This window comes from Poseidonibacter parvus (assembly GCF_001956695.1).
In the GTDB taxonomy this organism is placed as follows: Bacteria; Campylobacterota; Campylobacteria; order Campylobacterales; family Arcobacteraceae; genus Poseidonibacter; species Poseidonibacter parvus.
The window spans coordinates 2,391,192-2,410,551 of sequence record NZ_CP019070.1 but is presented as its reverse complement, the minus strand read 5'-3'; the positions used below and the strand labels follow the sequence as shown (position 1 = coordinate 2,410,551).

Below are 19,360 nucleotides of genomic sequence, written 5' to 3'. Positions count from 1 at the left end.
TATGAGTAAAGAAATAGAAAAGATTTTAAAAAAAATAAAAAATTGGGAAGATGAATATATTGTAAAAGAATATATTAATATAAAAGAAGATGAAATATCTAACTTATATCAATGGCAAAAAAATAAAGACTTTAATAAACTCCTTAATTTTTGGAAAGATATAATTTCTCAAGAATACTTAGAATTAGATCACCCTATTATTCCAAACTTAAAAACGAGAGCTATAGAGAGTACTCAAATTGGAACATCCAATTTCGTAATATTTGCAGATGAAAATCTAGAAAATCCATGGATTTTAGGACAGCTTGTAAGAATGGTAGATATTATAGTTACTATGGATAATATCTACCGTAGTGAATCTATATTAGAATCAAATATAGTTCTTTCAAGTCTTAATAAAATAGAAAGTGTATTTATTAATTCTCTACAATCAATAAAATATAATGTAAAATTTGCAGGGTTTAGACTTCAGCAACCAAGACCTTATCATCATTTCTATGATCAAATAAATTATCTTTATCTATTAGAAAACAACTACCCTAAAAAAATTCTATGTGAAAAAACTTTTTTTCTACCAGAGAATTTTGATAAGGGAATCATATCTGATGGAGTTTATTTAATTCCTTCTCTTATGCATGGAATCAGCCGTTTTAAAAAAGGAAATAGAAACTTAGAATTTGAGAAGGTAATCGAAAAAATTGATGAGAGGATGGAACATTCAGTATATACTCAATCCATGAAAGATTTTGACAAGATTGTGAGGAAAGAAGATTTTGATTTGATTTTATGGTTTTCAATATCAGTAGAAAAAAGATCTTGGATAGACCAAAATGAAGCTTTTATTAATATTGTTAATTTATTAAAGAAATATTTTAAGACAATAAAAATATATATAGATGGAATGACAGCGGAGGATGGACTAACTATACAAAATAAAGAAGAAGAAGAAATATTTAAAAACTTAGATGAAGCTTTTATCAAAGACAAATCAATAAATTTAACTTCTTTAATTGGTAAAGACTATAAAACTAAAATATGTTATTGTAGTACTATAAATCTATTTATTACATCTGCAGGAACATCAAGTATAATTCCTTTAAGATTTTGTAAAAAACCTGGAGTTTTACACTCTAATTCAAAACTATGGCTTTTTGGAGAAATTAATACTAATACTATAAAATGTGCAAATCATTCAATGATAATAGATATAAAAGAAAAAGGGAAACCTGATGATAGTTTTGACAGTTATTACATCCCATGGCAACACATCTATAATCTAACAGCAGAAGTACTTAATCAAATTAAAGGTACAAATATAAAAATTATAGATGTTCCAACAGAAAAAATAGAAAAATTAAGAGATACAATTTTTAAAGATTATATAGTTCCTGAAAGTCATATTATTAAAGAATTTAATGAACTGAAAGGTTATGATATCTGTTGGAAAGATTATCATAAAAATAATATGATTGAAGATTTATCTACTGATCCGATTATACACTATATTAATAATTGGCGTAAAATGAACTTAAGTATCAATGATATTTTTGACACATTTTATTATCTTGAAAAATATCCAGATATTAAAAAAGCAAAAGTAAATCCTTTACTCCATTTTTATAGACATGGAATAAAAGAAAATAGAAAAGGAATTAAAAGTGAGTAAAATAAACATAAATATTCTAGATTGTACACTCCGAGATGGTGGATATGTAAACAACTGGGCTTTTGATGATAAAGATTCGTTTAAAACAATCCAAAAACTTATAAATGCAAATATAGAGATAGTAGAATGTGGTTTCTTAGACAAAGAAAAAGGTAAAAGTAAAAATTGTACTAGATTTAAATCTATGCAAGACCTCGAAAATCTTGTAAAAGATATTAATATCAAAGATAATCAAATGCTAGTAGCAATGGTAGAATATACAAAATATGATATAGACACTTTGCCAGAACTTACAAAAGATAGTAAAGTAAAAGGAATTAGATTTTCTTTTAGAAAATCTGATTTTCAAAAAGCACTTTTAGAAATGCCTAAAATCAAAGCCAAAGGTTATGAGCTATTTATACAACCTATATCAACACTTAGTTATACAAAAGAAGAATTAGAATATTTACTTAAAACTGTAAATCCCTTAAAACCTTATGCAGTATACGTAGTAGATACACAAGGTTCTATGTTTTCAGATGATTTTAAAAAGCTATATGAAGATATGGATAAAATACTAGATGATACAATCTCATTAGGTTTTCACTCACATAACAATATGCAACTATCTTATTCTATTGCTATAACTTTTATAGAAATAGCAAAAAACAAAAATATCATAATAGATTCATCAGTATATGGTATGGGAAGAGGTGCAGGAAATCTTAATACAGAACTTTTAGCAGATTTTATTAATAAAAAAATAAACCTAAAATATAATATTGAAGAAATACTTGAACTAATAGATGGTTATTATTATAATATATACAAAACTCAAGGATGGGGTTATTCATTAGCTCACTTTTTATCAGCATCTTTAGAGTGTCATCCAAACTATGCTTCATATTTATTAGATACAAAACATCTTACAATCAATGAAATCAAACGTATCATGGCACAAGTACCTGACAATGAAAAATATGAATACAACAAACAATATATAGAAAAACTATATATAAACTACAATGAAAATAAACAAGAAACTATAAATGAACCATTATTAAGCAAAGATAAAAAAGTATTGCTTTTAGGTTCTGGAAAAAATCTAAATGAAAAGATAGATGAGATTAAAAATAATAAAAAAGAATATTTAATGATTTCATTAAATCATATTCCAAAAGACATAACACCTGATTATTACTTTTTTAGTAGTCAAAAAAGATACAATGAATTTAGTGATGATTTAGATCATAACAAAGTTATCGTTTCAAACAATATAAAATCAAAAGCAAAATATAAAGTTGAGTATAAAACACTAAGTCATATAGAAAACCTACACAATGATAACTCAGCTGTTATGATGATAAATTATTTAATTAAAAATCAATTTGCAAGTGTAAATATAGCAGGTGTAGATGGCTTTAGTACTACAAATGAAAACTATACTTATGATGAAAAAGATAGTCTAATAGATACTAAGTCAATAAATGAATTAAACGAATCAATACAAAATGCTATAAAAATTTTATCACAATCAATAAGAATAGATTTTATCACTTCATCACTATTTGAATCAAAATCAAAACCAAAAATAGTTGGAGTAATACCTGCAAGATATGGATCAACACGATTACCTGGAAAACCTTTACTTAATATAGTAGGTTTACCAATGATTGTGCATGTTCTAAAAAGAGTTTCAATGAACAAAAATTTAGATGAAGTAATTGTAGCAACAGATGATGAAAGAATAAAAAAAGTTGTTGAAAAATATGGTGGAAAAGTAATTATGACTTCTATAAATCATAATAATGGTAGTGAAAGAATGATAGAGGTTGCTAAACATATTGAAGCTGATATTTATACATTAATTAATGGAGATGAAGCTTTAGTTAATCCTGATTATATAACAGAAGGAGTAAATGCACTTATAAAAGATCCTTCTTGTCATATTTCTCTTTTATATAATAAATATAGCAAAAGAAATTCTTGTTCAGATTTTAAAATAGTTTTAAATAAAAAATCAGAAGTGATGTATATATCAAGAAGTGATATCCCTTCTGAATGTAGAAATAAAGCAAAATATCTTTTAAAAGCTTATCACATAATGACATATACTAAAGAAATGCTAAAAATTTATGAAAAATTAGAACAAACTGAATATGATTATATTGAATCACATGAGTTGTTAAGAGCAATGGAATATGGATATAAGATTAAAGGTGTTGAAGTTGAAAGTGATGCAATAAGTGTTGATACACAAGAAGGTTTAGAAATAGTTAGAGATATGATGAAAGAAGATAAACTTTTTCCACTTTATAAGGATTGTAAAATTGTCTAAAACAATATTTTGGGATTTTGATGGAGTTATAATTGACTCTATGGCAGTAAGAGATATAGGCTTTGAATTAATAGCTAAACAAGCTACTAATTCTCAAAATATAATAGATGAATTTATCACATATCATAGATATAATGCAGGACTATCAAGATTTGTAAAAATAAAACACCTATATGAAAATATGCTAAATAAATCTATTTCACAAGAAGAAATAAACAACTTTGCAAATGAATTTTCTATATTGATGAAAGAAAAATTAGTAGATGAAAAATACCTTATTTCACAAACAGTAGAATTTATAGAAAAAAACTATAAAGATTACAATTTTCATATTGTTTCAGGTTCAGAAGAAAAAGAGTTGAATTTCCTATGTAAAGAGTTAGGTCTAAGTAAATACTTTAAGACAATAGAAGGTTCTCCAACTCATAAAAATGACTTAGTAAAGAATATTTTATCTAAATATAAATATAATATAAGAGAATGTATTCTCATTGGTGATAGTATAACTGATTATAAAGCATCGGTAGCTAATAATATTAAGTTCTATGGGTTCAATAATATGGAACTTATTAAATTAGGTAGTTATATATCTAACTTTAATGATTTCAAAAAAGTAATAAAGGAGCAAAAATGAAAGGAATTATATTAGCAGGAGGAAGTGGAACAAGACTATACCCAATCACAAAGGGAGTTTCAAAACAACTAGTTCCAATCTATGATAAACCAATGGTATATTATCCCCTTTCAATTTTAATGCTTGCAGGTATTCAAGAAGTATTAATTATCTCAACTCCACATGATCTTCCAAGATTTGAAGAACTTCTAGGTGATGGTTCTGATATTGGTATGAAATTTGAATATATAGTTCAACCAAGCCCAGATGGATTAGCACAAGCTTTTACACTAGGTGAAAAATTCCTAGATGGTGATGATGCTTGTTTAGTTTTAGGTGATAATATCTTCTATGGACATGGAATGACTAACCTTTTAGCTAACTCAATTAAAAATGCTAAAGATGAAAATAAAGCAACAGTATTTGGATATAGAGTAAATGACCCTGAGAGATATGGAGTTGCAGGATTTGATGATGAAGGTAATGTAACTTCAATCGAAGAAAAACCACTTGAACCAAAATCAAACTACGCAGTTGTAGGACTTTACTTTTATCCTTCTGATGTAGTAGAAAAAGCAAAACAAGTAAAACCTTCTGATCGTGGTGAATTAGAAATTACAACACTAAATCAAGATTACCTAAAAGAAGAAAGATTAAAAGTTGAACTAATGGGAAGAGGATACGCTTGGCTTGATACTGGAACACATGAATCTATGCTAGAAGCTTCTAACTTTATTCAAACTATTGAACATAGACAAGGTCTTAAAGTTGCTTGTTTAGAAGAAATAGCTTATGAAATGGGTTATATAACTAAAGAGAAACTTTTAGAATTAGCACAACCTCTTAAAAAGAATAACTATGGTCAATACCTAATTAAAAGAGTAAAAGAAGGAAAAGTAGCTAGATGAATTTCATAAGAACAACAATACCTGATGTAGTTATAGTAGAACCTACTGTTCATGGAGATCATAGAGGTTACTTCGTAGAAACTTTTAGAGCAGATAAACTTGAAGAATTATTGGGATATAAAATAAACTTCTGCCAAGATAATGAATCAAAATCAAGTAAAGGGGTCTTGCGAGGACTTCACTATCAACTACCACCTCATGCACAAACAAAACTTGTAAGAGTTATCCAAGGATCTGTATTAGATGTTGCAGTTGATATCAGACGTAACTCTCCAACATTTGGTCAACACGTGAGCGTTGAATTATCAGCTGATAATAAAAAACAACTTCTAGTTCCAAGAGGCTTTGCTCATGGCTTTGTAGTACTTGAAGATGATACAGTATTTGCATATAAAGTAGATAATTATTATAGCCCACAATGTGATAGAGGAATAGCCTTTGATGATAAAGATTTAAATATCAACTGGCAATTAGAACATGGTGAGTTAAAACTATCAGAAAAAGATACAAAACAACCAAAGCTATTTAATATAGAAGATAATAAAGAAATATTTGAAGCAGGTATAAATTACTATGAATAAAAATAATTCAAACTCTAATACTTTAAATATACTAGTAACAGGCTCAAATGGGCAATTAGGAAGTGAAATAAGAGAACTAGAAAAAGAGTACTCTTATAACTTCTTTTTTACAACAAGAGAAAACCTAGATATTACGTGTAAAGATAGTATAAAAAACTTCTGTGAATCAAATAATATTAATTCAATCATAAACTGTGCAGCATATACAGCAGTTGATAAGGCTGAAAGTGATGTTGAAAATGCAGACCTAACAAATAGAAAAGCTGTAAAAAAACTAGCACTTGTTTCAAAAGAGTTAAATATAAAACTAATTCATATTTCAACTGATTATGTGTTTGATGGTAAAAACTTTAAACCATATTGTGAAGAGTTTCAAACAAACCCAAACTCAGTTTATGGTAAAACAAAACTTGATGGTGAAAATGAAATGATTAATATTAATCCATTAAATTCTATTATTATAAGAACATCATGGGTTTACTCATCATTTGGAAATAACTTTGTTAAAACAATGCTAAGACTTGGAAAAGAAAAGCAAGAACTTGGTGTAATATTTGATCAAGTAGGAACTCCTACAAATGCAGCTGATCTTGCAAAAGCTATTTTAGATATCTTGCCAAATATAAAAAATGATAAAGTAAGTATATATAACTACTCAAATGAAGGAGTACTTTCTTGGTATGACTTTGCTAAAGAGATTATGAAAATGGCAAAGATTGATTGTACTATTAACCCAATTGAGACATATCAATACCCAACACCAGCAGCAAGACCTCATTTTTCACTTTTAAATAAAGCAAAAATAAAAAATGAGTTTAATATAACTATTCCTTTTTGGAAAGATAGTTTAGATAAAGTTTTGAGAAAACTGGGTGAAAGAAAGTAATGCCTCAAAATAAATTGTTTGTTAAAGATATAACTGTTTCATTAACTAAAATAAATAAAAGTGATTTTATATCCTTAACTGACATTGCTAGAAGTAAAAATCAAGATGAACCAAAAGATGTAGTCAAAAACTGGCTTAGAAGCAAAAATACTATTGAATTTTTAGGTCTTTGGGAAACTATTAATAATAATGATTTTAAAGGGGTCGAATTCGACTCCTTTAAAAATGAAGCTGGTTCAAATAGTTTTACACTATCTCCTACTAAATGGACTTCTACTACAAATGCAATAGGACTTATTACTAAAGTAGGTAAAAATGGTGGAACATTTGCACATAAAGATATTGCATTTGAATTTGCAAGTTGGGTAAGTGCTGAGTTTAAATTATATTTAATTAAAGAATTTCAACGACTTAAAAATGACGAAATAGAAAAAAATCAATTAGGTTGGGATTTAAAAAGAAATATAGCTAAAATAAACTATAAAATACATACTGATGCAATCAAAGAAAATCTTATACCACAAAAGATAACAAAAGCTCAAAGCTCTTTTATATATGCAAATGAAGCAGATATCTTAAATGTAGCATTATTTGGAATTACTGCAAAACAGTGGAAAGAACATAATCCAAAACTACAAGGTAATATAAGAGACTATTCTAGTATAGAACAACTTGTAGTTTTATCTAATATGGAAAGTATGAATGCTGAATTAATCAAAAATAATATAAAACAAGAAGAAAGATTAGAAATATTAAATAATATGGCTATAACACAACTAAAATCAATTACAAGTTTAAAGACAATAGACCAACTGGAGAAAAAATAATATGAATAACAACAATCAAACAATACTAGTAACAGGATGTGCAGGCTTTATAGGATCAAACTTTGTGCCATACTTCCTAGATAAATACCCTGAATATAATCTAATAAACCTAGACCTTCTAACATACGCAGGTAACTTAGAAAATCTAAAAGAGTGTGAAGAAAATCCTAGATATAAATTTATAAAAGGTGATATTTGTAATCGTGATTTAGTAGAGTTTATATTTACTGAATATGATATTCAAGGTGTAATTCACTTTGCAGCAGAATCACATGTAGATAACTCTATTAAAAATCCTGGTGTGTTTGTAAATACAAATGTAAATGGAACTTTTACTCTAATAGATGTAGCATATAAATACTGGATGGATAAACCATTTAATTATAAAGCAGATTACAAGAAAAGTAGATTTCATCATATCTCAACAGATGAAGTATATGGAACGCTTACAGATGATCCAAAAGACTTGTTTACTGAAACTACTCCATATGCACCAAACTCTCCATATTCAGCTTCTAAAGCATCAAGTGATATGATAATAAGAGCATATAATGAAACATATGGAATGAATACAGTAATAACAAACTGTTCAAATAACTATGGACCAAAACAACATGATGAAAAACTAATACCTACAATAATTAGAAAAGCACTTAACAATGAATCAATTCCAATTTATGGAGATGGTAAGAATATTAGAGATTGGTTGTATGTATTAGATCACTGTAAAGGTATTGATATAGTTTATCATACAGGAAAGACTGCAAATACATATAATATTGGTGGAAGAAATGAAAGAACAAATCTTCAAATAGTAGATGCTATTTGTACTATTTTAGATACTAAAGTTCCATCAAAAACTCTAACTTCTTATAAAGAGCTAATTACCTTCGTAGAAGATAGAGCAGGACATGATAGAAGATACGCTATTGATGCAACAAAACTAGAAGATGAACTTGGTTGGAAAGCTGATGAGAACTTTGATACTGGGATTGTGTTAACTGTTGATTGGTATTTAGATAAATACAAATAATGAAAGAAGAGTTAGCAGCTATAATAATACTTTACAAACCCAATTATAAAGAGGTTTATGAAAATATTTTAACATATGCAAGAGATTTAAAAACCTTGTATATAGTTGGTAACTCTTTGATAAGAGATGATTTTTTATTAAAATTACAAAAACTAACTAATATAAAATTACTTCACAATGGTGAAAACTTAGGTATTTCAAAAGCTATAAATTTAGCATTAGAACAAGCTGCTAATGATAACTTTAAATGGATTATGACTATGGATCAAGATAGTTCTTTTATAAAAAAAGATTTTACTAAACTACTAGCTTATTTTTCAAAGATACCTAATAAATCAAAACTAATGATTTATTCACCAATTCATAACAAAAAATTTATTAAAGATTATTATCAAGAAGAGTCATTTGTCATGACATCTGGAAATATTTTAAATATAGAAAAAGCCTTGTTAATAAATGGATTTGAAGAAAAACTATTTATTGATGAAGTAGATCATGATTTTTGTTTTAAAACAATTAAAAATAAATATACAATATTACAAGATTATAGAATTGCTATAAATCATGAATTAGGAACTAAAAACAAAAAAAACATTACTATATATAAACCTTTTAGATTATATTATATGATGAGAAACTATTTATATTTAAGAGAAAAATATAAAGAGGAACAAAAAGAATTTTTCTTAAAAAGAGATAAGTATCTTCAAAGATTCTTTATTAAACATATTTTATTTTCAAAAGAAAAGATAAAATCATTTAACATGATTTTTTTGGGAATAAAAGATTTTAGAAATAAAAAGTTTGGAAAGCTTATTTATGAATAATATTGTTCTAATTTCAATAGCAATGACAACTTACAATGGTGAAAAATATTTAAAAAAACAGTTAGATTCTATAATAACACAAACTCATAAAAATATAGAGATTGTAATATGTGATGATTGTTCTACTGACAATACAGTAAATATAATCAAAGAATATTTAAAACAATTTAATTTTATTAAACTATATATTAATGAAAAGAATCTAGGATATGCTAGAAATTTTGAAAAAGCGATTAAACTTTCAAGCTCAAAATATATTGCATTAAGTGATCAAGATGATATATGGGAACCTCAAAAACTAGAGTTATTACTAAAGAATATTCAAAAAGAAGAAAATAATATTGATTTGCCTTTATTAATACATTCTGATTTGACTATGATAAATGATGAAGATAAGATTTTTAATACTTCATATTTTAAATATAGAAAATATAAATTAAAAAAAGAAAAAGATTTAGGACATATTCTAGGTCCTTGTGGAGTTATGGGCAATACAATAATGTTTAATAAAGCATTAAAAGAAAAAATATTACCTTTTCCCGTATATATAGAAAATCATGATTATTGGATTTCTTTAATAAATGAGATATTTGGTAAAAGAATAACTCTAGATAATAAATTAGTAAAGTACAGAATTCATACTACTAATGTCAGTAATAATAGTAAAAAGATACAAAATAATAAAAAATTGAAAAATATTATAAAATCAATTTTAGAAAGAAATTTTTATCTACCTTATATAAAAACTAATCGCCTTTTATTAATCTCATATATTCTAAAAAATTACAGCCTTCCTAAAAATGATAAGATAGTATTGATAAAGTTTCAAGAATATCTATCAAAAGAGACATCTAGCATAAAAAAGATTTATAACGTGATTAAATATTCATTTTATAAAAGGGACTTTTTTTACAGAATTATTTTTATTTTAGGTTTACTTTTAAAAAAAGATATTTCTAAAAAGAATTTTTATATTTATAATATATCTCAAATATTTAAATCAAAAAACTTTAAAGGTTGGGGGAAAAAACCTACAGGTAAATTTGCTTATTTTTGTAGTAAGTTATTTAATGGTAAATTAACTCTTTTAGAAGATGGCTTTATACGTTCTACAGAATTAGATAAATCATTAATTCCATCATTTTCAACTGTAAAAGATAAACTTGGGATATATTATGATGCTACAAAACCTAGTGACTTAGAAGTTATTTTAAATACTTATGATTTCAAAAATAATCCTAAAATAATCGAAGAAGCTAGAGAAGCTATAGATTTAATTTTAGAACATAACATATCAAAATATAATCATTCAGAAAACATTTCAAAAGATTACTTTAATGATGAAAAAAAAGTATTAGTCATTGCACAAGCCAAAAATGATCAATCACTAAAGTATGGACTGACAAATAATACAACATTAGAAGATATTGTTAGCGTAGCTATAAATGAAAATCCAGATTCAATAGTTTACATAAAAGTTCATCCAGATGAAATACAAAAAAATAGTTTTGAATTTCATTTTCATAATAAGAGATGTAAAATTATTGATAAAGATGTGAATTCGATATCTTTATTAAAATATTTTGAAAAAGTTTATACAAGAACTTCACAAATGGGGTTTGAAGCTGTTTTATTAGGTAAAGAATGTATATGCTTTGGAGTTCCTTTTTACGCAGGATGGGGAATAACAGATGATAGAGTTAAAAATGTATTTAAAAGAAGAAAAAGGAAATTATCTGTTGAAGAAGTTTTTATAGGATCTTATATTTTATATTCAAACTATAAAAATCCATGCACAAATAAAAAGAGTAATATATTAGATATAATTAATTATATTATATCTAATAAAAAGAATTAACAATGATATCAAAAGAAATATACTTATTTGGTTTCTCACGTTGGAAACATAACTTTGTAAAAGCATTTTTAAAAGAGTATAAAGATGAAAATATTCATTTTATTAATCCTATACTTTCTACTCATTATAAGTTAGCATTAAAAAAAGGCTTAGATAAAAATAGTGAAATATTTATTTGGGGAAGAAAAGAGTTTAAAGATATAGAAAACTTTGCTCAAGAAAGTAATATAAAAATCACTAGAATAGAAGATGGTTTTATCAGATCTGTTGGTTTAGGTTCTGATTTGACACGCCCTTATTCACTTGTAATAGATAAAGGAGGTATATACTTTGATCCTACACAAGCTAGTAGTTTAGAAACTATACTTAAAACTTATGATTTTCAATCAAATCAAGAGTTATTAAAAGAAGCTAAAGAGTTAAGGGAAAAGATACTAAAAACAAAGATATCAAAATATAACACTTCAAATCATAAAGAGTTATCTTTACCAAAAGATAAAATAAAAATATTAGTTTCAGGTCAAGTAGAAGATGATGCTTCTATAAAGTATGGTGCAAGTGGAATGACAAATTTACAGCTTTTAAAAGAAGTAAAGCAAGACAATCCAAAAGCATATATAGTTTTTAAACCACATCCAGATGTATTAAGTGGAAATAGGGTAGGAAATATAGAAGAAAAACTTGCTTTAAAGTATTGTGATGAAGTAATCATTGATGTTAGTATGTCATCTGTTTTAGATGCAGTTGATGAAGTACATACGATGACATCACTTACAGGATTTGAGGGTCTTCTTTATGGTAAGAAAGTTGTAACTTATGGTTTACCTTTTTATGCGGGATGGGGATTGACAGATGATAAAGAAACTTGTGAAAGAAGAAACAGAATCCTAACTCTTGATGAACTAGTTTGTGCTGTATATATACTATATCCAAGATATGTAAATCCGCAGACTTTAAACTATTGTACTCCAAGTGCATTAATTGATGAATTAGAAAAAGAAAAAAAGAAGATAAATAATAATATAATATATAAATATAAGAGTAAAATATACTCATATTTAAGTAGATTAAGTCAAAAGATATTAAGTTTGGTGAAGTAAATGAAAATAAAAAAAATAGTTGGCGATGTAAAAAATAAAAACATACTATTATTACAAGGTCCAATGGGAAGTTTTTTCAATACTTTAGATGAAAAATTCACAAAAGACAAAGCAAATACTTTTCGTATAGGATTCAATGCGGCAGATGAATTCTTTGCAAATTCAAAGAACTATACTGGCTATAAAGATACTCCTAAAAACTGGGGTAAGTTTATCTCAAACTATTATGATAAACATAAGATTGATAAGTTATTTGTTTTTGGTGATTGTAGATTTTATCAATCAATAGCTGTAAACCTTGCAAGAAAAATAAATATAGAAATATTTGTATTTGAAGAGGGGTATATTAGACCAAATTTTATTACACTTGAAAAACATGGTGTAAATGCACATAGTATACAACCTAAAAATAGAGAATTCTATGATAATTTTAAACTTGATGAATTATTAATTAAAGAAATCAATCAAGCTGTAAAATTCAAACCAACATTTAATAAGATGGCAAAAGAAGCTATAATCTACTATTGGTTAGCAAACTTATTTTATTATAGATATCCGAACTATATTCATCATAGAAACTTTTCTTTATGGGATGAGTTTAAATCTGGTTGTTTAAATGTTTTTAGAAAGTATATATACAAAGTAAAAGAAAAAGGTCTAAATGAGAAGTTTAAAACAGAGCTTTCAAAAAAGTATTATTTTGTACCTTTACAAACGCATGGTGATTTTCAGATTAAGACTCATTCTAAATATAAAACTATTCATGTATTTATAGAAGAAGTATTAAACTCCTTTGCTAAAAATGCACCTAAAGATAAACTTTTAGTATTTAAACATCATCCAGTAGATAGAGGAAGACAAAATCACGCAAAGTATATAAGAAATATTGCTTATACTTTAGGTATAAAAGATAGAGTTATTATCACTTGGGATGTACATCTTCCAACTTTTTTAAAAAATGCTATTGGAACTATTGTGATAAATAGTACAGTTGGTCTTTCCTCTTTATATCATAAAACACCAACTATTTGCTTAGGTGATGCAATATATGATATAGAAGGACTTATTTCAAAAGATATGTCTATTGATGAGTTTTGGGAAAATTATAAAGAAGTAGATGTAGAGTTATTTAGAAAGTATAGAGCTTATCTTATACAAACAACTCAAGTAAATAGTAACTTTTACTTATAATTGTAAAAAGGAAGTATAATAAATGATTTATAATTTTTGGGAAGAGTATCAAGAACTTTTGTCATATGAACAATCACGTACCTTTGATTATAGACTAGATAATGTAGCTATAAAACTAAATGATTTTTTTCAAAGACTACTAATAAAAAATATTAAAAAAAGAAATATAAAATTTTTCTTAGCAGGCTCTTGTATAAAGTCTGATATTTTTAGAGATCTTGATATGATTTTTCCAGTTAGCAATGATAGAGAACTAATCAACGATGCTTTAAACAAAGACTATTTTGAATATGAAAATAACTCATATACATATAGATATAAAAACGATCTATATCAACTTGTATTTAGAGAAAAATTCAAAGATGCAACTTTGAATTTTTTAGTAGATGGCTTTGATTTTGATTCTACAAAAATTGCTTTTGAATGTAATTATGATACAAAAAAAAGATTATTTACTATTGTAAAATGTGATTTAAGAATAGAGTTTATAAACTATATCAATACAAAAGTAAATAACCTAGAAAAAGTTAGTGCAAATCCTTTTGTATCACTACAAAGAGCAATACATTTTTTAAAACGTGGAGATGATGTACCTTATTCTGTATTTTTAGATATTTGCTCAAAAGTTGCAGATCTAAAAATAAAAGAAAATGAAGATATTGATAAACACTTTATTAGACTTCAAGGAAACCCAAATAAGTTAGAAAATATAAAAGATGCTATTAGTCATTATATAGAGGATAAGCAAGATGAAATTGGAAAATAAAAAGCGAACTTTATAACTGTTTTCCAACTGTTTGTTTATCAAGATTTCTTTCTAAAATTAAATCAACTACAACTTGTTCTCTTTTGTTGGCTCTTTTGCAGTGATCTTTTTGGAAAGAGTCTGTAATTTTTATGATAATTTTAGCCCATTTTTTATCTCGTTTCCTCCAAGCATGAGAAGATAGTGATTCCCATGCGTAGCCATTAAAAAGTGTAGCATTTACAAAGTGATCAAGTGCTCGTACACCTTGTCTTACTCTTGATACTTTTCCAAAAGTTCCTACAATTACTATAAAAAGATAACTAATAACGGCAAGTGGAACTATTGCACAAAGTAGAATTGTACCAGCTAATTTTTCTTTCATTATTTTACTTTTCTCTTTTTGTTAAAATTATATTCATTCCATTTGCAGAACGTACTGTTAGACGACCAACTACATCTGGAACAAATCCCTCTTCAAGTTCTAGCTTATAATTTTTTAGTATTGAAGATAGTATTAGTATTGATTCTTGCATAGCAAAACCTTGTCCTATGCAAACACGTTCACCCATACCAAAAGGAAGATAGGTGTCTTTTTTGATTTCTTTAGGATTCTCATGTCTCTTAGGATCAAAATCATTTGGATTTTCCCAAAACTCTTCATGTCTATGAATTAGCCATGGTGCTACAACTATAGCTGAACCTTTTTTGATATTCTTACTCCTCATCACAATATGTTCACGTTTAGATTCTCTTGCATAGAACCCAACAGGAGGATAAAGTCTTAAAGCTTCTTTGAATATATTTGTAAGATATTTCATCTTTCGTATATGTTGAATTGTTACTTCTTCTTCACCTTGTACTTCTAAAACTTCAGCATAGGCTTTTTCTTGTTCTTCTTGGAACATACTTAGTAAGTAAAGTGTCCAAGTTAAAGAACTAGCAGTAGTTTCATGACCTGCTAAAAATAACATAGCAACTTGATCTAATATCTCTTCAAAAGAAAATCTTTCATTTGTATCACAGTCTACTACTTGTAAAAGAGAAGATAAAATATCTTCATTTTCAATTTCTTTTCCATTTGTAACTGCATCATATCTTGGTTTTATGATATTTGATAATACTACTCTTATTTCCTCTCCAGCTGCTAATCTTCTTTTCTCACCTAAAAAATAAGATATCCATCTTGGAAAACAAAACATTTTTCTCATAGCTGCACGTGCTGTTTCTTCTTGGAAAGTTATAAAAGCATTTATTACTTTTTTACCTTCTTCTCTGTCTAATCGCTCCGACATAATTGTTCTGAAAATAACATCAGCTGTAGTATAAGTCATCTCTTCATCTACTTCAACAACTGAACCACTTTTATTTTTGTCTAAATGTTCTATTAAATCATTTGCAGCATTTTTCATATGAGTGAATACTCTTGAAATTCTTGTCATTTCAAAAGATGGTTTGATTAGATCTCTTTGTTTTTCCCAAACTTTGTCATTTGTAGTAAAAATACTATCACCTAGTAAAGGATTTAGTAATTCATGTAATAGTTCACTTTTAGGAAATTCTCTTACTTCATCAACCATTATTCTTCGTACTTCTTTAGGATCATTTACAACATGTAAATCAAGACCAGGCATTTTAACTCTACCCATTTTCATTTTATAACTTTTTTCATATAAGCCATCAAGCCATGAACGTCTTTTCAAAAAAAGTGTAGTAAAAAGTGAAGCTTTGTTTTTGTGTGGTTTTGGGTGAAATGGACATTGTCCCATGTTATTTTTCCTTCTTGTAGTTTTGTATTCGGTCTTCTAGTGCTTTATTTCCTGCAGTTATATCAAAATAGTCATAGTTTCCTGCAAGTTCAGTAGACATTAAATATAAAAAATGTGCTTTATATTTTTCTTTTTTAATTTTTTTGTAGTTTTCTTTTGTAAAAAGTTTAAAAAATCTTGTAGATAATAATATTGGACCACAGTCTTTTTCTCTTTTTATTCCAGAAGAAACAATAGGATCAACCATAGGAAAACATGCACCATCAATTGTGGCAGTATAATCAAGCCATGTAAAGTTTTTTGTTTTTCCTAAAAGTTCTAGATCTTCTCTAAATTCTAAAAACTTTTTTTGATAACATACAAGAGGTAAACAATTTCCCAAAGTTAAAAGTTTAAAGTTTGAATAATCTATATTTTCTTTCACACATTTTCTAATAACATCACTTGTAATTCTAATAGCAAGAATAGTTCCTACACTATGAGTTGATAAAATAAATTCTTTTTTACTATTTGTATTGTTTTTGATTTGATTAAAAATATGATTAGAAAATAGTTCGATTCTTTCATCAATATTTTCAACCCTTTTTTCAGAAAATCTTGCACAAAAAGCATAAATTCTTGATAGCCAAAAAACTGCGACTTTATCACCAACTTTTTCAATGAGTTTAATACCTAAAAGAAAAAGAGCGAAAGCTAAGATTACCGATATCAAATTATTCATATACTCACTAAGAATTTCATAACTATAAAATGATAAATAAGCAGTAGTAAATATTGTAATAAATAAATAAACCAAAGGATACGATCCAGCTATTATCTGTCGTGGTGATTCTTTTGCAACTTTTGTATAAATTCCTGTAAACATGTACATCTTAATAAAATAAAGAGTATCTATAAAATTTCGTAAAAAACCCTCAGCCCAAGTTTGTTTAACTATATCATTCCATGAAAAAAAGTTGTAGGTAGTATTTGTTTTTTTATCTGTAGTTATTTCACATGAAGAAATATAATCATTGATTATCTTTGTTTTTGAAAGTTTTATATTAAGATTATTTATTTTATTTTGTTTTTTAGCATTCTTTTTATATAAAGAATAGTAGTATCTATAACCTCTTGGATCATATCCTGCTATATAAAAAACTTCTCTTTCTTGTATTTCTTTCATTTATAACTTTATTTAATAATTTGTTTATATTATATAAAAATTTACCCAAAAGTTTTATGTAAAACCTAAAGTAAATAAGATATAATCTAACGACAAGGATAAAAATAAAATGATTTTAATGATTGATAACTATGATTCATTCACATACAATATTGTTCAATACTGCTTAGAATTAGGAGCAGATTTAAAAGTTATAAGAAATGATGAATTAAGTATAGAAGAAATAGAAAAACTAAACCCAGAAAAAATTATCATCTCTCCCGGACCTGCAACACCTAATGATGCAGGGGTTTGTCTTGATGTAATAAAGCATTTTAGTGACACAAAACCAATATTTGGGATATGCTTAGGTCATCAAAGTATCGCACAAGTATTTGGAGCTGAGGTAATTAGAGCAAAGAATATGATGCATGGAAAAACTTCAAAAGTAAAAGTTCTAAAAGATACAGTTATTTTTAAAGATTTACCAAATGAGTTTATAGAAACAAGATATCATTCTCTAACTGTAAACAAAGATAATTTACCAGATGTTGTAATTCCAACATCAATGAGTCTTGATGATGATGAAATCATGTCATTAGAAATCAAAGACAAACAAATATACGGAGTACAATTTCATCCAGAATCAATTATGAGTGAGCATGGATATGAAATGATTGATAACTTTTTAAAATTATGATAAATACGAACAGATACAATTACTACTTTTATTTATTACTATCAATATTAGTTGTTGTACTGCTGTTTGTCTCAAATACACTTAGTATTTCATACAAAGAAGCTCTAAATGTATTTGTAAATAACTCTGTATTAACTTATGTTACAAATACATCACTTTATATTTTTGGGCAAAATGATATAGCCTTACGTCTACCCTTTATACTCTTTTATATTTTAAGTGTTTTAATGATGTATAAAATTACAGAAAATTACTTTAATAAAGAAAGTGATAGATTTATATCTATTTGTATTTTTATGCTTTTACCTGGAGTTTTAAGTGCTTCGTTATTAGTAAATAGTGCAATTATTGTAACTTTCCTTACTTTACTATATTTGTATTATTATAAAATCACAAATAAACATTCCTATGTTCTTTTGTGTTTATTTGTCTTTATTGATAATTCTTTTGCTATATTATTTTTAGCACTATTTTTTTATTCATTAAAAGATAAAAAAAGTTTATTACCTTGGATCTCATTAATTCTTTTTTCTTTATCGATGTATATTTATGGTTTTTCAACAATAGGAAAACCAAGAGGTTTCTTTCTTGACACGTTTGCAATTTATGCATCAATCTTTTCTCCACTACTTTTTTTATACTTTTTTTATAGTATTTATAGAATTGGTTTTAAAGAAAAAGAAAAATCATTAACATGGTATATTTCTACTACTGCATTAATTTTATCTTTTTTATTTTCTTTTAGACAAAGAGTGTATATTGAAGATTTTGCACCTTACGTTGTAATTTCTTTACCTTTTATGTTAAAGATATTTTTCCATTCATATAGAGTTAGATTAAAAGAATTTAGAAAAAAACATAATATTGCTGTAGTACTAGTTTTATTTATGCTTTTTATAAATGTGTTTTTTACAATTGTAAATAAACCTTTATACTTAGTGCTTCCAAATGCAAAAAAACATTTTGTTTACAAATACCATTTTATAAAAGAATTAGCAGAAGAACTCAAACGAAATAATATCGATATGATTTCTAGTAATGATGAGCAATTACTATTAAGATTGAAATTTTATGGAATAAATGAAGGGACAAAACATTATATTAGCTTAGATGAATTTGATTCATATAAATTAAAAATGACTGTAAGTTACTATAATAAAGATCTATATAAAGTTTATATTAAATAAATTAA

Annotated in this window: 18 protein-coding genes; 15 read left to right on the top strand and 3 right to left on the bottom strand. The window is 26.2% G+C overall.

Annotation, left to right across the window (positions count from 1 at the left end; genetic code table 11):
• The first annotated feature begins 1 nt into the window (after position 1).
• Genes LPB137_RS11875 through LPB137_RS11810 form a run of 13 tightly spaced genes read left to right on the top strand, consistent with a single transcriptional unit; the run spans position 2 to position 14,576 of the window.
• Entirely contained in the window at positions 2–1,666 is a 1,665-nt protein-coding gene (locus LPB137_RS11875; RefSeq protein WP_076088329.1) for a hypothetical protein, read from the top strand.
• A complete protein-coding gene (gene kdsB / locus LPB137_RS11870) occupies positions 1,659–3,986 on the top strand; it encodes a 3-deoxy-manno-octulosonate cytidylyltransferase (protein ID WP_076088327.1) in 2,328 nt (775 codons plus the stop codon). Before LPB137_RS11875 ends, kdsB begins: the two co-directional genes overlap by 8 nt.
• On the top strand, positions 3,979–4,620 hold the full coding sequence (locus LPB137_RS11865) for an HAD family hydrolase (protein WP_076088325.1): 642 nt from the start codon (positions 3,979–3,981) through the stop codon (positions 4,618–4,620). Before kdsB ends, LPB137_RS11865 begins: the two co-directional genes overlap by 8 nt.
• A complete protein-coding gene (rfbA, locus tag LPB137_RS11860; protein WP_076088323.1) occupies positions 4,617–5,507 on the top strand; it encodes a glucose-1-phosphate thymidylyltransferase RfbA in 891 nt (296 codons plus the stop codon). Before LPB137_RS11865 ends, rfbA begins: the two co-directional genes overlap by 4 nt.
• On the top strand, positions 5,504–6,088 hold the full coding sequence (gene rfbC, locus LPB137_RS11855; protein WP_076088321.1) for a dTDP-4-dehydrorhamnose 3,5-epimerase: 585 nt from the start codon (positions 5,504–5,506) through the stop codon (positions 6,086–6,088). The genes rfbA and rfbC overlap by 4 nt, the downstream gene beginning before the upstream one ends.
• The gene (gene rfbD / locus LPB137_RS11850) at positions 6,081–6,974 is read left to right on the top strand and encodes a dTDP-4-dehydrorhamnose reductase (protein ID WP_076088319.1); all 894 of its coding nucleotides are present in this window, start codon (positions 6,081–6,083) and stop codon (positions 6,972–6,974) included. Before rfbC ends, rfbD begins: the two co-directional genes overlap by 8 nt.
• Positions 6,974–7,801 (top strand): KilA-N domain-containing protein, encoded by an 828-nt coding sequence (locus LPB137_RS11845; RefSeq protein WP_076088318.1) that lies wholly within the window; start codon positions 6,974–6,976, stop codon positions 7,799–7,801. Before rfbD ends, LPB137_RS11845 begins: the two co-directional genes overlap by 1 nt.
• 1 nt (position 7,802) lies before the next feature.
• Entirely contained in the window at positions 7,803–8,834 is a 1,032-nt protein-coding gene (gene rfbB, locus LPB137_RS11840) for a dTDP-glucose 4,6-dehydratase (RefSeq protein WP_076088316.1), read from the top strand.
• Positions 8,834–9,661, top strand: coding sequence for a glycosyltransferase (locus LPB137_RS11835; RefSeq protein ID WP_076088314.1), 828 nt, complete (start codon positions 8,834–8,836; stop codon positions 9,659–9,661). The genes rfbB and LPB137_RS11835 overlap by 1 nt, the downstream gene beginning before the upstream one ends.
• Positions 9,654–11,519: a capsular polysaccharide export protein, LipB/KpsS family gene (locus LPB137_RS14675; protein WP_172802485.1), complete on the top strand. Its 1,866-nt coding sequence runs from the start codon at positions 9,654–9,656 to the stop codon at positions 11,517–11,519. Before LPB137_RS11835 ends, LPB137_RS14675 begins: the two co-directional genes overlap by 8 nt.
• A gap of 2 nt (positions 11,520–11,521) precedes the next feature.
• Positions 11,522–12,619, top strand: a complete 1,098-nt coding sequence (locus LPB137_RS14670; protein WP_076088312.1) for a capsular polysaccharide export protein, LipB/KpsS family — start codon at positions 11,522–11,524, stop codon at positions 12,617–12,619.
• Complete coding sequence (locus tag LPB137_RS11815; RefSeq protein ID WP_076088310.1) at positions 12,620–13,810, top strand: capsule biosynthesis protein; 1,191 nt, start codon at positions 12,620–12,622, stop codon at positions 13,808–13,810.
• A 22-nt stretch (positions 13,811–13,832) separates the two neighbouring features.
• The gene (locus LPB137_RS11810) at positions 13,833–14,576 is read left to right on the top strand and encodes a Gabija anti-defense Gad2 family protein (protein ID WP_076088308.1); all 744 of its coding nucleotides are present in this window, start codon (positions 13,833–13,835) and stop codon (positions 14,574–14,576) included.
• Between the two features lie 10 nt (positions 14,577–14,586).
• Here LPB137_RS11810 and LPB137_RS11805 read toward each other — a convergent pair whose 3' ends face one another.
• From LPB137_RS11805 to LPB137_RS11795, 3 genes are read right to left on the bottom strand one after another with little or no spacing between them, the layout of a single operon-like run.
• Positions 14,587–14,940: a hypothetical protein gene (locus LPB137_RS11805; RefSeq protein WP_076088306.1), complete on the bottom strand. Its 354-nt coding sequence runs from the start codon at positions 14,938–14,940 to the stop codon at positions 14,587–14,589.
• Positions 14,941–14,944: 4 nt separating this feature from the next.
• A complete protein-coding gene (locus LPB137_RS11800) occupies positions 14,945–16,324 on the bottom strand; it encodes a cytochrome P450 (RefSeq protein ID WP_076088304.1) in 1,380 nt (459 codons plus the stop codon).
• 1 nt (position 16,325) lies between these two features.
• Positions 16,326–17,489 (bottom strand): hypothetical protein, encoded by a 1,164-nt coding sequence (locus LPB137_RS11795; RefSeq protein WP_083657255.1) that lies wholly within the window; start codon positions 17,487–17,489, stop codon positions 16,326–16,328.
• A 109-nt stretch (positions 17,490–17,598) separates the two neighbouring features.
• Between LPB137_RS11795 and LPB137_RS11790 the strand changes: the two genes are divergently transcribed.
• Together LPB137_RS11790 and LPB137_RS11785 are read left to right on the top strand one after the other, a co-directional pair.
• Positions 17,599–18,168, top strand: a complete 570-nt coding sequence (locus LPB137_RS11790; protein ID WP_076088302.1) for an anthranilate synthase component II — start codon at positions 17,599–17,601, stop codon at positions 18,166–18,168.
• Positions 18,165–19,355 (top strand): glycosyltransferase family 39 protein, encoded by a 1,191-nt coding sequence (locus tag LPB137_RS11785; protein WP_076088300.1) that lies wholly within the window; start codon positions 18,165–18,167, stop codon positions 19,353–19,355. The genes LPB137_RS11790 and LPB137_RS11785 overlap by 4 nt, the downstream gene beginning before the upstream one ends.
• The last annotated feature ends 5 nt before the right edge of the window (positions 19,356–19,360 follow it).

Coding starts and splice junctions, on each gene's coding strand:
- LPB137_RS11790 (WP_076088302.1), top strand. CDS start 17,599: ATGATTTTAATGATTGATAACTATGATTCATTCACATACAATATTGTT.
- LPB137_RS11785 (WP_076088300.1), top strand. CDS start 18,165: ATGATAAATACGAACAGATACAATTACTACTTTTATTTATTACTATCA.
- LPB137_RS11845 (WP_076088318.1), top strand. CDS start 6,974: ATGCCTCAAAATAAATTGTTTGTTAAAGATATAACTGTTTCATTAACT.
- LPB137_RS11835 (WP_076088314.1), top strand. CDS start 8,834: ATGAAAGAAGAGTTAGCAGCTATAATAATACTTTACAAACCCAATTAT.
- LPB137_RS11795 (WP_083657255.1), bottom strand. CDS start 17,489: ATGAAAGAAATACAAGAAAGAGAAGTTTTTTATATAGCAGGATATGAT.
- LPB137_RS11805 (WP_076088306.1), bottom strand. CDS start 14,940: ATGAAAGAAAAATTAGCTGGTACAATTCTACTTTGTGCAATAGTTCCA.
- rfbA (WP_076088323.1), top strand. CDS start 4,617: ATGAAAGGAATTATATTAGCAGGAGGAAGTGGAACAAGACTATACCCA.
- LPB137_RS11810 (WP_076088308.1), top strand. CDS start 13,833: ATGATTTATAATTTTTGGGAAGAGTATCAAGAACTTTTGTCATATGAA.
- rfbB (WP_076088316.1), top strand. CDS start 7,803: ATGAATAACAACAATCAAACAATACTAGTAACAGGATGTGCAGGCTTT.
- rfbD (WP_076088319.1), top strand. CDS start 6,081: ATGAATAAAAATAATTCAAACTCTAATACTTTAAATATACTAGTAACA.
- LPB137_RS14670 (WP_076088312.1), top strand. CDS start 11,522: ATGATATCAAAAGAAATATACTTATTTGGTTTCTCACGTTGGAAACAT.
- LPB137_RS14675 (WP_172802485.1), top strand. CDS start 9,654: ATGAATAATATTGTTCTAATTTCAATAGCAATGACAACTTACAATGGT.
- LPB137_RS11800 (WP_076088304.1), bottom strand. CDS start 16,324: ATGGGACAATGTCCATTTCACCCAAAACCACACAAAAACAAAGCTTCA.
- LPB137_RS11875 (WP_076088329.1), top strand. CDS start 2: ATGAGTAAAGAAATAGAAAAGATTTTAAAAAAAATAAAAAATTGGGAA.
- rfbC (WP_076088321.1), top strand. CDS start 5,504: ATGAATTTCATAAGAACAACAATACCTGATGTAGTTATAGTAGAACCT.
- LPB137_RS11815 (WP_076088310.1), top strand. CDS start 12,620: ATGAAAATAAAAAAAATAGTTGGCGATGTAAAAAATAAAAACATACTA.